This is a genomic window from Nonomuraea sp. NPDC048881 (assembly GCF_040649795.1).
In the GTDB taxonomy this organism is placed as follows: domain Bacteria; phylum Actinomycetota; class Actinomycetes; order Streptosporangiales; family Streptosporangiaceae; genus Nonomuraea.
On the sequence record NZ_JBEZGC010000033.1, the window covers coordinates 21,402 to 34,848 of the forward strand.

Below are 13,447 nucleotides of genomic sequence, written 5' to 3' on the forward strand. Positions count from 1 at the left end.
CGGCCCAGGCGGCGGGGTCTTCAGGAGCGGGCCAGGGTGCCGCGACGGCGGGCGACGTTCTCCAGCCGGTGGAACAGGACCACCCCGGCCGCCGTGATCAGCAGCGGCTGGGCCAGCAGCCAGCCGAGGCCCCAGCCGGTCGGGAGGGCGGCCAGGGAATGCCCGCCGAGCAGGATGTCGCGCATCGCCTCGATGCCGGGCGCGATGGGCACCACCAGCCGGCTGAAGAAGGCGACCGGTTCGGGCATGGCCGCCAGCGGGACCAATGTGCCGCCCGCGACGGCGTAGAGGGCCACGGACAGCTGGGTGACGATCTCGATGCGCCGGAACACCAGGCACAGACCGCACAGGATGAGCGCGAGCCCGCAGGTGCCCAGCACGATGGCGGCCAGCGGCACGATCACCTGCGCGTCGAGGGGCAGCCGCTCGCCCTGGAGGGCGACGGCGGCGACCCCGGTGGCCAGGACGGCCAGCGCGGCGGGCACGGCCGCGATCACGGCGGCCACCTGGCGGCCGAGGATGCTCGCGGCCGAGGGCAGCGGGGTCAGGTAGGTCTGCTCCAGCACGCCGGACCGGATGTCGCCCAGGTAGCTCCAGAACACCCGGTTGACCTGCTCGTGGACGAACGTCAGCGCCACCATGCCGAGCAACACCGGCGGCAGCAGGTCGGCGCGCAGCTGCCCGCGCCCCATGAACAGCACGATGAGCAGGTAGAACAGCGGGAACGTGATCATCTCCAGAAGGACCTCGCGCCATCCGGCGAGCAGCCCGATCACCCCCTTGCGGACCTCGGCGGCGAATCCGCGGACGAAGGTCATGACGCCTCCAGGGCTCGCCGGTGGTTGCGGACGAACAGCAGGCCGGCCACGGCGGCGAGGACGAGGGTGTGGGCCAGCAGCCAGGGCAGCGCGCCGCCGGTCCACAGCCCGGCCAGGGTGCCGCCCTCGAACAGCGTCCGGTTGAGCGCCTCGACGCCCAGCGTGGTGGGCAGCAGCCGGGCCGCCGCGGCCAGCCAGTCCGGATACAGGTGCAGCGGCAGGAACGAACCGTTGAGCAGCAGCACCAGCGAGGTGAACAACGACTGCAGGGCGCCGACCGCCGGGGAGACCAGGGCGAGGGCGGCCAGCAGGAAGGTGAAGGCCAGCGCGTCGATCCCGAGCAGCACGGCGGGCAGCAGCGCGGCCCAGCGCAACGGGACGGCGATCTGCGCCAGGAGCATCGGCACGAGAGCGGCGACGGCGGCCACGGCCAGCCCGAACACCGACGCGGTGAGCAGCCGGCCGAGCATCGGCAGCCACGGCGGCGCCGGGCTCATCTGGGACTGGGCGAAGGTGCCGGCGCGGATCTCCTCGACGAGGTCGGCCACCATCACCAGGCCGGCGTACTGCAGGAACCAGTAGCCGCCGATCGCGACCAGGGTGGGCGGCAGCAGATCCTGGCGCAGCTCACCCTGGCCCAGCACGAACTGCAGACCGAGATACATCATGGTGCTGATCAGCAGCGTGACGACGTGCCCGGCCGGGTGGGCGAGCTGCACGCGCAGGCCCTTGCCGATCTCGGCGCGCAGGATGTCAGGCAGCATGGGACGGCTCGTTCACCAGGGCCAGGAACACGTCCTCCAGGCCGGGCTGGACCTGCGTCAGCGACTCCAGGACGGCTCCGTGCGCGCGCAGCCGCCCGACCACGTCGTACACCTCGGCCGGATCGCTCACCCGCACGCGGATGGTGGTGACGCCGTCACGGGTGTCGGCGTCGAAGCCGGGAGGCGCGGCTCCCTCGACGCGGATCTCGTACCGGTCGCGTTCGCGGAAGCGGGCCAGCAGCTCGCGGGTGGGCAGGTCGGCCACGAGCCGCCCCTGGCGCATGACGGCCACCCGGTCGCACAGCTCCTGGGCGATGTCGAGTTGGTGGGTGGTGAGCAGGACGGTGGTGCCCAGCTCGCGGGCCTGCTCGGCGATCCAGTTCCGGACGGTGCGGGTGGCCTCGACGTCCAGGCCGAGCGTCGGTTCGTCCAGCAGCACGACGGGCGGGTCGGCGATCAGGGCGACGGCGATCGCGACCTTCTGCTGCATGCCCCGGGAGAAGCCGCCCACCTTCTCGTGGCGGCGCTCCCACAGGCCGAGATCGGTCAGCAGATCCTCGGCGCGCTCGGTGACCCGGGCCTTGCGCAGGCCCTTCAGCCGGCCGAAGTACATGAGGTTCTGCCAGGCCGACAGGGTCCAGTAGACGTTGCGGGAGCCCTCCAGCACCGCGCCGAAGCACGCCATCGCGGACCGGCGCTGCCGGGTCACGTCGAACCCGGCCAGCCGGACCCGGCCGGAGGTGGGGGACAGCAGCCCGGCCAGCATCTTGATGGTCGTGGTCTTGCCCGCGCCGTTGGGGCCCAGGAACCCGACGACCGACCCGGCGGGGACGCGCAGGGACACCTCGTCGACCGCCCGGACCTGCGCCGATCCGTACACCTTGGTCAACGCGTCGATTTCGATCATGTCTTCTCCTCGGTTCGGGGAAGCCCCGGCCCGCGGCCTCGCGGCCGGGAGCCGGGGCGGGCCGTCACAGCTCGGCCAGGACCTCGATGTCCTGCGCCGTGACGTCGCGGACCACCGCGAACGCCGCGACGGCCGCGGGGGTGCCGGGCGCGGCCTGGCGGGCCGCCTGCAGGGCGGCGGCCGAGTTCCAGCGCCAGACGCCGACCCACGTGTCGTCGTCCAGGCGGCCGAGGCGGGCCTCGGTGAGGCCGGGCTCGGTGGCTCTGATGGCGGTGACCAGGGCGGCGTGCCGGGCCTGGACCTCCTCGGCGGCCGCGGGATCGGCCTGGAAGCGGGTGACGCTGATGACCGGCATGGCTAGACCTGCTCTCTAGAGTTGACTTCTAGTGACTGAATCTAGAGATAGACTCTAGCCATGAGCGATGTCAAGCGGCCGAACAAGCGGGCCCAGAAGGCGAAGGAGACGCGCCGGCGCATCCTGGAGGCGGCGTCGGAGCTGTTCGTCCGCGACGGATACGGCGCCACGAACCTCCAGGACGTGGCCGAGAAGGCCGGGGTCGCGGTGCAGACGATCTACTTCGTCTTCGGCAACAAGCGCGCCCTGCTCAAGGAGCTGGTCGACGTCACGATCGCGGGCGACGACGAGCCGGTGGCCACCATGGACCGGCCCTGGTACGCCGCGGCGCTGGCCGCCGTCACGGCCCAGGACCTGCTGCGCGCCTACGTCGCCGGCACCAGCTCCGTCCTGGAGCGCGTCGCGCCGATCGGCAAGGTCCTGGAGGCGGCGGTCGCCGGCGACCCGGAGGTGGCCGCGCTGTGGCCGGACGACGTCGATCCCCGCTACGTCGTCCAGCAGGAGGCGGCCAAGGCCCTGGTGGGCAAGCCCGGGGCGCGGGCCGGGGTGTCCGCGCAGGAGGCCGCCGACCTGCTGTACGGCCTGCTCAGCCCCGAGCTGTACCTGCTGTTCGTGCACGGCCGCGGCTGGCCGCGGGAGCGCTGGGAGCAATGGGCCTTCCGCACCCTGCGCGCCCAGCTCTGCTCCGGCTAGAGCCGCCGGGAGCCGCGGCGGGAGGCGACCAGGGCCGCCGCCGTGGCCATGACCACGCAGACAGGCGTGTAGAGGAACAGGTTGAGCCAGTAGAACGGGGTCCTGGCGTCCGCGCCGACGCCGGCGATCCACACCAGCCCGGCCGCCGCCCGCACCAGGGTCCCGGCGGCGACGGCGGCCGTGACCAGGCGGGCGGGCAGGCCGCCGCGACCGCGTGAGCACACGAGCACCGCCGCCGCCCCGGCGCCGAGCACGGCGACGAGCGGCACCAGCACGCGCGGGGTGAACGGCGCCTCGAAGTTCAGCACCGCCAGGGAGAGGGAGCTGACGTCGCGGGCGGGCCACGTGCGGCCGGTCAGCCAGTACAGGTGCGCGGCGGCGTCGGTGAGCAGGACGGAGGCGGTCAGGGCGCCGAGGCGTGGGATGTTCATGCCCGGCAGGAGTCGGCGAAATCCGTAATGGTTCCATGGAACCTCTCGCGCCCCTCCCGCCTCTGGATGGACATGAGCTGGCCTGTTGCCGATCTGGACCCCGTACGCCGCCTGCGCGCGCTGGCCGCGGCCATTCCCGGGGCGTCCGTCGCCGAGCGCGTCATTCCCGCACCCTTAGCGGCGGTCTGGGCCGTGGTGAGCGATCTGGAGAAGGAGTTCGGCACGTTCGAACCCGACATGCGGCATCTCACCGTCGAGTCCGCGGGCCCGGACGACGGCCGCCTCGTGGCCAGGGCCCGCAGCCGGTACGGCATGCGCGCCCGGTTCGACGTCGACCTGCGGCCGGGCTGGTGCTGGATGCAGAGCCGGTTCCTGCTCGTCGGCCTGGCCGCGACCGCCGTGCCGGAGGGGACGCTGGTCGCGCAGACGGGCGGGGTGCGCGTCCCGGGCCGCGCGGCGCTGGTGCCGTGGGGCGTGCGGGCGGCGGGGGAGAAGGCGCTGGCCAGGCTCGCGTCCCGGGTCACGGCCGGGGGCGCGGGTGGGGACGCGGCCCGGGACGCGGCCCGGGACGCCGGGGGCGCGTCGTGACGGCGGCCCGGGTGCTCGCCGCCCAGCGGGGCGACACGATGGCGATGAACGACCTGCTCGCCGAGCTGACGCCGTACCTGGGCCGGATCTGCGGGCCCATCGCGTTGGACAGCGGGCCGGACGCCGTGCAGGAGGCGCTGATCGCGATCTTCCGGCATCTGCGTGACCTGCGCGAACCCGAGGCCCTGCTCGGCTGGGCGCGGGCGATAGCCGTGCGCGAGGCCGTCCGGATCGCCCGGCGCGATGGGCGGTCCAGCCCGGCGGAACTGGCCGGCCTGCCCTCGCCGCACGACGTCGAGCGGGCCGTGGACGTCCGGGACGTGCTGGAGCGCCTGTCGCCGGAGCATCGGGCGGTGCTGGTGCTGCGCGACCTGGAAGGGGTGCCGGAGGACGTCGCGGCGCGGATGTTGCGGGTGCCGTCGGGCACGGTCAAGTCCCGGCTGCACCGGGCCCGGGCGAGCTTCCGCCGGGCCTGGCAGGGCTGAGTCCGTCCGGCGGGGACGCCGGTACGAATGGTGGCAAAACAACCCTCTAAGGTCTCAACCGTGAGAAAGATCTACCATGCGGCGCACATCTACATGATCGTCGGCGTCATCACCGGCCTCTACTATCGCGAGATCACCAAGCTCAACGACTTCACCGGCGACACCCAGCTCGGTGTGGTGCACACCCACCTGCTCGCTCTCGGCATGCTGTTCTTCCTGATCGTGCTGGTGCTGGAGAAGGTGTTCACGCTGAGCGCCGGCGGCAGGCTGTTCACCTGGTTCTTCTGGGTCTACAACGGCGGGCTGGCGCTGACGGTGGCGATGATGCTGGTGCACGGCACCCAGACGGTGCTGGGCGCCGAGACCAGCCCGGCGATCACCGGGATGGCGGGGCTCGGGCACATCGTGCTGACGGTCGGGTTGATCCTGTTCTTCGTCAACCTCGGCAAGCGCATCCCCGCCAAGACCTGACCACGGTCACCTCCCCCCGGCCGTTCGCCGGTTGGGGCGCCCCAGAACAGGACGTCCGGGACGGCGGCGACCGTCGCCGCCGGCCCGGGGCCCGGCCCCGCAGTTCCCGGCTGAGAAGGGTGCCGAAGACGGCTACGCCGAGGAAGAGGCCCAGGCCCCGGACGGACACCACGGCGGAGGCGGTGGCGGCCAGGTCCGCCGGGGGAGGCCGCTGGGCTGCTCCGCGCTCCCTCCGGCGGTCAGGCCGGGCAGTCGCGAGGGTCGACGCTCGTGCGCGCCCCCGCGACGGCGATGCGGGCAGGGCTGTCCGGCAACGCGGCGGCCGTGCACACGATCTGCCGCACGGCCAGGGGGGACAGGTCACCGCCCGGCGCGGACGGGGTCAGCACCATGCGGTCGCGCGCCTTGACGGTCACCAGGAACGGATCGGCTTCCGGCGGCACCTCGGTGCTGAGCCCGAGCGCCCGTTCCTTCTCGATGGGCCCGGCTGCCAGCAGCGCGAGCCTCTCGGTCCGGAACAGCGGGCGCGCGCTCGGCCGCGTCACGGCGCTGAGCCGCCCGTCCTTCACCAGGTAGAGAATGATCGTCGTGGTCAGCGCGACGGCTCCCTTCGGCGGCTCGCCGACGGCGATGACGTCGCTGGGACGCACGCCGCAGCCCGCGACCAGCGCCAGGAGACCCGCGGCGAGCGCGCGGCGGGGGAGTGCGGCCCTCATCCGGCTGCTCCGTCCTGCTCGGGGGCCCTGCGTGGCAGGCGCAGCGTGAACAGGGCGCCGCCGTCGGGGGCGTTGGCGACGGTGAGGTCGCCCCGGTGCAGGCGCGCGTTCTCCAGCGCGATGGCCAGGCCCAGGCCGCTGCCCTCGGACCTGGCCCGCGCCGCGCTGGCCTTGTAGAACCGGTCGAACGCGTGCGGCAGCACCGCCTCCTCCAGCCCCGGACCGTGGTCGCGGACCTCGACAGTGATCCACTGCGGGTCGGCGGACAACCGCACCGACACCGGCGGCTCGCCGTGCCGCAGGGCGTTGCCGACCAGGTTGGCCAGGATGACGTCCACGCGGCGCGGGTCCAGCCTCGCCGTCACCGAGGAGGGAAGCTCGGTGCGCACCGCGTCCGACCAGCCCCGGACGCGCAGGGTCGCGGGCACCAGCTCGGCCACGTCCACCTCGTTCAGCGACAGGGCCGCGACGCCGGAGTCGAACCTGCTGATCTCGATGAGGTCGTTCACCAGCGCGGTCAGGTTGAGCGTCTCCTGGCTGACCAGCTTGGCCGCCCGGCCGGCGGGTTCGGGCAGCTCGGCCGCCTCGTCGTCGAGGACTTCGGCGACGGCGGCGAGCGCGGCCAGGGGGGTGCGCAGCTCGTGCGAGACGTCGGCCACGAACCGGCGGGCGTCGGCCTCCATCGCACGCAGCTGCATGACGTGCCGTTCCAGCTCCGCGGCGGTGTCGTTGAAGGTACGCGCCACGTCGGCCAGCTCGTCGGAGCCGCGGACCGCGACCCTGGTCCGCAGCTCGCCCTCGCCCAGCAGGCGGGCCGCCCGGCCGAGCTCGCGCACCGGGCGCAGCACGCTGCGGGTGGCCAGCAACGCCACGACCACCGCGAACGCCATGGCCGCCCCGCCGATGAGCCAGGCGCGGGTGGCGAGCACGTCGATGCTGCGCTGCTCGGGAAGCAGGCTGCGCGTGGTGTAGACCTCGATGCCGGACACCCGCCACCGGTCCCCCTCGGTGATCAGCAACGGCGCGCCGATGATCAGGAAGGGCCTGCCTTCCCGCACCACCCGTTGCCACGCCATCTCGCCTTCGGCCACCTTCCGCCGCAGGCTCACGGAAAGGGCCTGGGGCCTCAGGTCCTCGGCCTCCAGGGCCGGCGCGTTCCCGTCGCGTCCCCCGCTTCCCGGCGGCGGGTTCCGCATCAGGCCCGGCGCCGGGTCGGACGGCGGGCCGGCCTGCGCGTACAGCCCGCGGTAGACGGCGAGCGCGTAGCTGTCCCGCTCGGCCATGGTGGCGGCGATCCTGCCGAGCTCGGTCCGGTCCGGAGCCGGGGTGCGCAACGGGAAGAGCGTCTCCAGGCGCGCTCTCGTCGCCTGCAGCGCGGCGTCCTGGGCCCGCTGCAGGATGTCGGTGCGGGCCTGGACGTAGAGCCCGCCGGTCACCGCCGCCGTGGTGACCACGCACAGCAGCGCGAACGCGAACAGCAGCCGGGCACGCAGCCCCGGGCTCGGCACAGGCGTCACCGCCGGTTCACACCGGCCCGAACCGGTAACCGAACCCCCGCACCGTCTGCACGTAGACGGGGGACGCCGAGTCGTCCTCGATCTTCGCGCGCAGCCGCTGCACGCACGCGTCCACCAGCCGCGAGTCGCCGAAGTACCCGTGCTCCCACACCGAGTCCAGCAGTTGCTGGCGGCTGTGCACCCGGCCCGGCGTGCCGGAGAGCTCCAGCAGCAGGCGCAGCTCGGCCGGGGTGAGCCCGATCGGGGCGCCGCGCTTGGTGACCACCAGCCCGGCCCGATCGATGGTCAGCTCACCGTGCCGCTCCAGTTCCGCCTGGTCGCGGCCGATCCGCCGGAGCACGGCGCGAATACGCGCTTCGAGCACCCTGGGCTGCACCGGTTTGACCACGTAGTCGTCGGCGCCCGCCTCCAGCCCCGCCACCACGTCGATGTCGTCGCCGCGCGCGGTCAGCATGATGATCGGCACCTCGCCGATGGCCCGGATGCGGCGGCAGACCTCGAACCCGTTCATGCCGGGCAACATCAGATCGAGCACGACGACGTCGGGACGGTCGGCGCGCAGCCGCTCCAGCCCCTCCTCGCCGGACTCCACGGCGCCCACCCGATGCCCGTGCCGGGTCAGGGCCAGCTCAAGGCCCTCCCGCACGGCCGGGTCGTCCTCGATCAACAACACTCGCGACACGCCGCCGAGTACCACAGCACGCTCCGTAACCTCGCTCGCCGGTCAACTGCGTCCACTGTCGGCCGGTGATGTCCCCGTCTTGTCAGCGCCATGTCATCGTTGTGTCACGGTGATGCCGGCGTGGTGGCCGTCGACAAACGGTGACATTCGGCAGACGACCCACTCACATTCGGCGCCAATCGTAGTTCGTCATGAACGAACCACGCACCATCCCAGCTCGGCCCCGAGATCGGCTGTTCGCCGTGGTGACGCTGGTGCTCGCCGTGCTCCTGCTGCCCGCGGCGCTCGTCCGCCGCCCTGGCCGGGCCCGCGAGCTGGCCTGCCAGTGGGCGTTACGGATGCGCTTCCCCGCCGAGGACCTGGCCGGGCTCACCGACGGCGCCCTGGCGGCGTTCACCGCGGCGCGCACCGAGGCGCTCTGGCGTCACGGCCAGCTCCTCGGCCTCACCTCGGGATACCGTGATCCGCTCGTGCAGCTCCGGATGTTCGAGGAGGAGGTGCGCCGCACCGGCTCACCGGCGCTGGCGCGCATGCTCGTGCTGCCGCCGACGGAGTCCAGCCACGTCAAGGGCATCGCCCTGGACGTGCGTCCGCACGAAGGCGCGCGCTGGCTGGAGGAGCACGGCGCCCGCTACGACCTCTACCGCATGTTCGACAACGAGTGGTGGCACTTCGAGCACCACCCGGAGTACGGCGGCACGCCCCCGCGCCGACGGCCTCACCCCGGGGTCGGTCACGCGGAGGAGAACCGGCGCCGGGGCTGACCCGCGCGCGCTCGCGGACCTCGGCCAGGCCCGCGCCCGGGAGACCGGGCCGCTGGTCTCACCGGCAAGCCGCTGGTCTCACCAGCAAGCCGGTGGTCTCACCAGCAGGTCAGGTCAGGTCGGGGTTGGGGGTGGGGGTGGAGCCACAGGGGCCCTGGTTGCCGCCGCCGTCGGCGACCGTGCCCGGCGGCGCCCAGATGAGGTGGCCGGCGGTGTTGTTGCCGTTGAACACGTTCCTGCGCACGATGATGTGCCGCAGCATGGAACTGGAGGACAGGCCGATGTCGTTGCCGGTGAACTCGTTGTCCTCGATGGTGTTCGCGTCCTGCGGCAGGAAGGTCTCCGCGGCGCCGAGGCCCGCTGTGGCCAAGTTCTTGAAGACGTTGGCCTGCACGAGGTTGCGGCGGCTGTCGTTCGACAGGCCCATGGGGAAGGCGTCGAAGACGTTGCGGGTGAAGGTGCCCTGGTCGGTCGCGCTGACCGTGAGGCTTCCACCGGTGAGCGTGCTGTTGCGGATCGCCGAGCCGGTGCCGCGCACCATGACGGTCTGCTTGGTCACCGTGCACCGGTCGATCGTGATCAGCCCGTCGACCAGCCGCAGACCGGACAGCAGGCAGGCGTTCTGACGCGTGCCGGGCTGCTGCGCCAGTGGCCGGATGAGGCCACGAGGGTGGTGACGATTACGGCAGTCCACTCGGAGGCTGATGGGACCGGAGTGGCAGAGCTGAAGCGATCTCCCCCGTGCGGCCAGGCCGAGGCTTGGGTGCTTTCGACCCGGACCTCGCGATTTGCGCCGAGGAGACAAGTCCGTGCGGGGCGCTGCTGGTCGTGGTTGAGCGGAAGGCCAAGACGTAACGGACAGCCGCAACTGAAAACGTGAGCCCCACTCTGTGTTTCGGTCCAACCTGACAGATGGTGATCATTGCGAGCGCAGTTGCGCTCTCTTAACGTCAGCGACGTGGGCCCTTCCGGGCCGGCCAGGAGGCGCAAGACGGTGACGACGTAACCCCCGCGTAGCGAAGGGATGGCATCGCATGTCACAACCAGACGAGAGCGTAATGATCAAGAGCCTCGGCTCGTCATACTGGCGCTGGCGTCAATACCAGGAAAAGACATACTGGTGTTGGAACGCGACAACGGTCAGCATCGCGAACTTCTACGCCAACGCGCAGGCATGGACCCAGTGCGGATTCGCCACCGCGGTCCTCAACAGGAAGGACTCCCGGCTCGCCAACCAGCAGCCGTTCCAGTGCTGCCCGGATGGCGGCGCGTTACGCGGCGACTGCAACCAGGGCTGGTGGCCCGATGCCGGGCCGCTGCAGCAAGCCGGGGTGTACATCCCGGCCCCCGAAGATTCCAAGAATTACACCGACTGGGTGGAGGCACCCGGGTGGGTGCAGGTCAGAAGGTTCCCGACGTTGACGAAGAACGAGGTCAAGGCGGAGATAGACGCCGGACGCCCGATCATGATGAACATCGGCTGGGGTGGCGGCCTCTCCGGCCACATCGTCAACATCTGGGGCTACAGCTACCGCCCGGAGACCGGTGAACTGGTGCACGTCTGGGTGCATGACCCGTGGGAGGGTACGCACGGGACATACGCGGGCCAGGAGAACGACCCCATCATGTGGGTCGCATGGGAGACGCTCTTCGGCGGCTATCCGGGCGGCCCGAACGGCACCTGGAACAGGACCTTCAAGACTCGGCGAAACTAGCCTCAGGGAGCATGCGATGCCGTTGAACATGCCTGAACCGCCGGGACGGATCCGGGAGGAAACACGCTCCCATCTCGGCCTGATCGCCAGAGCCGGCGGAGAGGGCCCGAAACTGCTGGGCGAGATCTCCCCGGATGACGTGGAGGTGTCCACCCCCCACCGGGTGTTCGCCCTGCTCGTCAAAGACATCGAGGCCGGCGGCGGCCTGGAGGTGGCGCAGCCGGTGGGCTGGCGATTCCTGCTGGAGTCCGGCGGCAAGGTGCTCGCCGGCGCCGAAGTCGCCGAAACGCCGGACCGCACCTTCCCGCCGACGTTCTACAGAAGCTCATCCGTCGGAGCCACCGCGACCGCCGTCAAAGCCGCACGAGCCCTGCCGCAGCTCGAAATGGCCGGGTTCGATCTCCGGCTCCTGCAAATCCCCGAGCTCTACCAGACCGCCCTGTGGTTGCACTCACCCAATACCGACCTGCTCATACCGCTGGCGCCCTCCCCGATCGGGCGCGAAGGCCAGGTCACACCACCCCCGGTGTTCTTCCGGGAACTCGCCGTCCGTGCCCAGGAGTACAGAGCCCACCAGCCCCGCTACCGGGAGCCGACCTGACGCCATCCGCTCGCCCTCCCCAGAGGTGATCGCAAGGAACCGCCGGTCGGCGTGAGCTGCTCGGGAAGCGGGGGCTACGTCATCGCCCCCGCTTCCAAGGCCGTGGCGCCCGCCACCGTCCGGTCGGGGCTTGGTGAGGAGACGTCCGCCCGCATCACCGCCGAACCCGACCCCGCAGCCCGCCAACGCGAGCGCTCAGGGCAGGCAGCTACGCCACGCGGTGTGTTTCTGGCGTCCTCCGGCCGAACCCGCTGTGCAGCAGGTGGTACATCTGCGTCCCGGCCCGGTAGATCAGCCCCACGTACTCAAGGTCGTCCATCTGCCGGTTGCGGACGAAATGTGAGGGCGTCCACGCCCACGACGCTCACCTCCGTCACCACTCCGGCCCCCGCCTCGGCCGCTCCGATCGCCTACAACAGCGACTTCAACGGCGACGGCTACCACGACCTGGCCGTCGGCATGCCCTTCTACCGGCCGCCTCAGGCACCAGCAAGACGGGCCAGATCACCCTCCTGTACGGCGGCCCGGACGGCTTCACCGGACGCTCCCACCTGCGGCCCGAGCCCGGCTGCATGCTCTACTCGATCAACACCCCCTGTTCCGGATGGGGCGCGAGCATGGCCGCGGCCGACACCGACGGCAACGGCAAGACCGACCTGATCTCCAGCGGCTACCGATCGCGCCAGATCCACTCCTGGCCCAGCGGCAACGACACCACCCGCCAGATCGAGACCGGCGTCAGCGACATGCAGTCGCTGGTCTTCGGCCCGGCCGACCAGGGCGACCTGCGTCCCGACATCGTGGGGGTGTATCGGGCGGGCTACGGGCAGGCGCTGGGCGGCTGGTAAAACGGCGGCCGCCTTCGATCGGTTTCACCGCTCGCGGCCTGAGCTGGCTGACCTCGTTCTCGCCGAGCCATTGCAGCCGCTCCCCGAGCCTGGCCACCGGCGACTTCAATGGCGACGGCACGGCCGACATCGCCATCGGCCTGCCCACTGCCAAGGTGTCCGGCGCGTACCGGGCGGGCGCGGTCGCCCTCATCCCCAGCTCACCCCCCGGGCCGGTCGTTTCGGGCACGCAGATCATCACCCAGGACGGCGTCGCACCCCCTGGCGCCGAGCCCACCGCCGACCCGGTCAGCGAGCAGTCGGTCGCCGGCGACGCCTTCGGCGCGTCGGTCTCGATCATCGACGTCACCGGGACGGCAAGGGCGAGTTCGTGGCGGGCGCGCCGGGCAAGAACACCGGCCATGGCATGCTGGCTGTCCTGCCCGGCACCGCCACCGGCGTCCCGGCCGGCGGCCACGTCGTCCACGCCGCCTCCGGCGGAACAGCCAGCGGATCGCCGGTCAGGAACACCCCCAGCATGCGCACCGTGCCCCACTGCACGGCCCAGCCGAGCTTCATGGCCGGATGCCGTTTCGAGGCCAGCGCATCCAAGGCACTGCGATCCAGCCGGAAGAACTGCTCCAGCTCCGCGGTGTCGGCTTGCGTGCAGGATTCACCCGGGGTTGCCGTGGGCGCCGATCAGTTGGCCATGCCGGTGAACATGCCGGGCTGGTAGGAACCCCCGGGCTTGCGCACGATCACGTTGAGCCGGTTGTTGGCGTTGATCATGGCGACCAGCGAGACCAGCGCGACGGTCTGATCGTCGTCGTAGTGCTTGCGCACCTCGGTCCAGGTCTCATCCGACACGCCGTGGTGGCCGTCGGCGATCCGGGTGCCCTCCTCGGCGAGCGCCAATGCGGCCCGCTCGGCGTCGGTGAACACCGTCGACTCGCGCCAGGCGGCGACCAGGTGGAGGCGGGTCGCGCTCTCGCCCGCCACCACGGCGTCCTTGGTGTGGTAGTCGACGCAGAAGCCGCAGCTGTTGATCTGGCTGGCGCGTAGCATCACCAGATCCTGAGTCGCCTTGGGCAGTGGCGACTTCTCGATCAGTAC

At 71.6% G+C, this 13,447-nt stretch carries 20 protein-coding genes and 1 pseudogene; 10 read left to right on the forward strand and 11 right to left on the reverse strand.

The window, feature by feature from the left end:
* Positions 1 to 20: 20 nt before the first annotated feature.
* The 4 genes from AB0C33_RS49210 to AB0C33_RS49225 all read right to left on the reverse strand — a co-directional run bounded on the left by AB0C33_RS49210 (position 21) and on the right by AB0C33_RS49225 (position 2,844).
* Positions 21 to 818 (reverse strand): ABC transporter permease, encoded by a 798-nt coding sequence (locus AB0C33_RS49210; RefSeq protein ID WP_358302147.1) that lies wholly within the window; start codon positions 816 to 818, stop codon positions 21 to 23.
* Entirely contained in the window at positions 815 to 1,582 is a 768-nt protein-coding gene (locus tag AB0C33_RS49215; RefSeq protein WP_358302150.1) for an ABC transporter permease, read from the reverse strand. The genes AB0C33_RS49210 and AB0C33_RS49215 overlap by 4 nt, the downstream gene beginning before the upstream one ends.
* Positions 1,572 to 2,489 (reverse strand): ABC transporter ATP-binding protein, encoded by a 918-nt coding sequence (locus AB0C33_RS49220; RefSeq protein WP_358302153.1) that lies wholly within the window; start codon positions 2,487 to 2,489, stop codon positions 1,572 to 1,574. The genes AB0C33_RS49215 and AB0C33_RS49220 overlap by 11 nt, the downstream gene beginning before the upstream one ends.
* A gap of 64 nt (positions 2,490 to 2,553) precedes the next feature.
* Positions 2,554 to 2,844 carry an antibiotic biosynthesis monooxygenase gene (locus AB0C33_RS49225; RefSeq protein ID WP_358302156.1) on the reverse strand — a complete coding sequence of 97 codons (291 nt, stop codon included), beginning with the start codon at positions 2,842 to 2,844 and terminating at the stop codon, positions 2,554 to 2,556.
* A gap of 60 nt (positions 2,845 to 2,904) precedes the next feature.
* Between AB0C33_RS49225 and AB0C33_RS49230 the strand changes: the two genes are divergently transcribed.
* Positions 2,905 to 3,537 carry a helix-turn-helix domain-containing protein gene (locus AB0C33_RS49230; protein WP_358302159.1) on the forward strand — a complete coding sequence of 211 codons (633 nt, stop codon included), beginning with the start codon at positions 2,905 to 2,907 and terminating at the stop codon, positions 3,535 to 3,537.
* Here the strand turns inward: AB0C33_RS49230 and AB0C33_RS49235 are convergent.
* The gene (locus tag AB0C33_RS49235; protein WP_358302162.1) at positions 3,534 to 3,968 is read right to left on the reverse strand and encodes a DUF3995 domain-containing protein; all 435 of its coding nucleotides are present in this window, start codon (positions 3,966 to 3,968) and stop codon (positions 3,534 to 3,536) included. The two genes, AB0C33_RS49230 and AB0C33_RS49235, sit on opposite strands and share 4 nt — an antisense overlap.
* 72 nt (positions 3,969 to 4,040) lie before the next feature.
* Here AB0C33_RS49235 and AB0C33_RS49240 point away from each other — a divergent pair, with 72 nt between their 5' ends.
* Genes AB0C33_RS49240 through AB0C33_RS49250 form a run of 3 tightly spaced genes read left to right on the forward strand, consistent with a single transcriptional unit; the run spans position 4,041 to position 5,512 of the window.
* Complete coding sequence (locus AB0C33_RS49240; protein WP_358302165.1) at positions 4,041 to 4,556, forward strand: hypothetical protein; 516 nt, start codon at positions 4,041 to 4,043, stop codon at positions 4,554 to 4,556.
* Positions 4,553 to 5,041, forward strand: coding sequence for a sigma-70 family RNA polymerase sigma factor (locus tag AB0C33_RS49245; protein ID WP_358302167.1), 489 nt, complete (start codon positions 4,553 to 4,555; stop codon positions 5,039 to 5,041). The genes AB0C33_RS49240 and AB0C33_RS49245 overlap by 4 nt, the downstream gene beginning before the upstream one ends.
* A 60-nt stretch (positions 5,042 to 5,101) precedes the next feature.
* Positions 5,102 to 5,512, forward strand: coding sequence for a DUF2871 domain-containing protein (locus AB0C33_RS49250; protein WP_358302170.1), 411 nt, complete (start codon positions 5,102 to 5,104; stop codon positions 5,510 to 5,512).
* A gap of 239 nt (positions 5,513 to 5,751) precedes the next feature.
* Here the strand turns inward: AB0C33_RS49250 and AB0C33_RS49255 are convergent, their stop codons facing one another.
* The 3 genes from AB0C33_RS49255 to AB0C33_RS49265 are packed head-to-tail and all read right to left on the reverse strand — an operon-like array spanning position 5,752 to position 8,427.
* Positions 5,752 to 6,228, reverse strand: a complete 477-nt coding sequence (locus AB0C33_RS49255; RefSeq protein WP_358302173.1) for a hypothetical protein — start codon at positions 6,226 to 6,228, stop codon at positions 5,752 to 5,754.
* Positions 6,225 to 7,745, reverse strand: coding sequence for a HAMP domain-containing sensor histidine kinase (locus tag AB0C33_RS49260; protein WP_358302176.1), 1,521 nt, complete (start codon positions 7,743 to 7,745; stop codon positions 6,225 to 6,227). Before AB0C33_RS49260 ends, AB0C33_RS49255 begins: the two co-directional genes overlap by 4 nt.
* Positions 7,746 to 7,752: 7 nt before the next feature.
* On the reverse strand, positions 7,753 to 8,427 hold the full coding sequence (locus AB0C33_RS49265; RefSeq protein WP_358302179.1) for a response regulator transcription factor: 675 nt from the start codon (positions 8,425 to 8,427) through the stop codon (positions 7,753 to 7,755).
* Positions 8,428 to 8,618: 191 nt separating this feature from the next.
* Here AB0C33_RS49265 and vanY-N point away from each other — a divergent pair, with 191 nt between their 5' ends.
* Positions 8,619 to 9,191 (forward strand): D,D-peptidase/D,D-carboxypeptidase VanY-N, encoded by a 573-nt coding sequence (gene vanY-N, locus AB0C33_RS49270; RefSeq protein ID WP_358302182.1) that lies wholly within the window; start codon positions 8,619 to 8,621, stop codon positions 9,189 to 9,191.
* A 109-nt stretch (positions 9,192 to 9,300) separates the two neighbouring features.
* Here vanY-N and AB0C33_RS49275 read toward each other — a convergent pair whose 3' ends face one another.
* Positions 9,301 to 9,885, reverse strand: a complete 585-nt coding sequence (locus AB0C33_RS49275) for a right-handed parallel beta-helix repeat-containing protein (protein ID WP_358302185.1) — start codon at positions 9,883 to 9,885, stop codon at positions 9,301 to 9,303.
* Positions 9,886 to 10,249: 364 nt separating this feature from the next.
* On the opposite strand from AB0C33_RS49275, the gene AB0C33_RS49280 reads away from it, so the two are divergent.
* From AB0C33_RS49280 to AB0C33_RS49300, 5 genes and pseudogenes are all read left to right on the forward strand, one after another.
* Positions 10,250 to 10,906 carry a papain-like cysteine protease family protein gene (locus AB0C33_RS49280; protein ID WP_358302188.1) on the forward strand — a complete coding sequence of 219 codons (657 nt, stop codon included), beginning with the start codon at positions 10,250 to 10,252 and terminating at the stop codon, positions 10,904 to 10,906.
* A gap of 16 nt (positions 10,907 to 10,922) precedes the next feature.
* Positions 10,923 to 11,507 carry a hypothetical protein gene (locus AB0C33_RS49285; protein ID WP_358302191.1) on the forward strand — a complete coding sequence of 195 codons (585 nt, stop codon included), beginning with the start codon at positions 10,923 to 10,925 and terminating at the stop codon, positions 11,505 to 11,507.
* 339 nt (positions 11,508 to 11,846) lie between these two features.
* The gene (locus tag AB0C33_RS49290; protein WP_358302194.1) at positions 11,847 to 12,167 is read left to right on the forward strand and encodes a hypothetical protein; all 321 of its coding nucleotides are present in this window, start codon (positions 11,847 to 11,849) and stop codon (positions 12,165 to 12,167) included.
* A complete protein-coding gene (locus AB0C33_RS49295; RefSeq protein WP_358302264.1) occupies positions 12,080 to 12,355 on the forward strand; it encodes a hypothetical protein in 276 nt (91 codons plus the stop codon). The genes AB0C33_RS49290 and AB0C33_RS49295 overlap by 88 nt, the downstream gene beginning before the upstream one ends.
* 89 nt (positions 12,356 to 12,444) lie before the next feature.
* A pseudogene (locus tag AB0C33_RS49300) lies at positions 12,445 to 12,534 on the forward strand (hypothetical protein); the annotation flags it as partial.
* A gap of 166 nt (positions 12,535 to 12,700) precedes the next feature.
* On the opposite strand, the gene AB0C33_RS49305 reads toward AB0C33_RS49300, so the two are convergent.
* Positions 12,701 to 12,979 (reverse strand): DUF4158 domain-containing protein, encoded by a 279-nt coding sequence (locus AB0C33_RS49305; protein WP_358302261.1) that lies wholly within the window; start codon positions 12,977 to 12,979, stop codon positions 12,701 to 12,703.
* Between the two features lie 54 nt (positions 12,980 to 13,033).
* Complete coding sequence (locus AB0C33_RS49310; protein WP_358302197.1) at positions 13,034 to 13,399, reverse strand: carboxymuconolactone decarboxylase family protein; 366 nt, start codon at positions 13,397 to 13,399, stop codon at positions 13,034 to 13,036.
* Positions 13,400 to 13,447 lie beyond the last annotated feature (48 nt).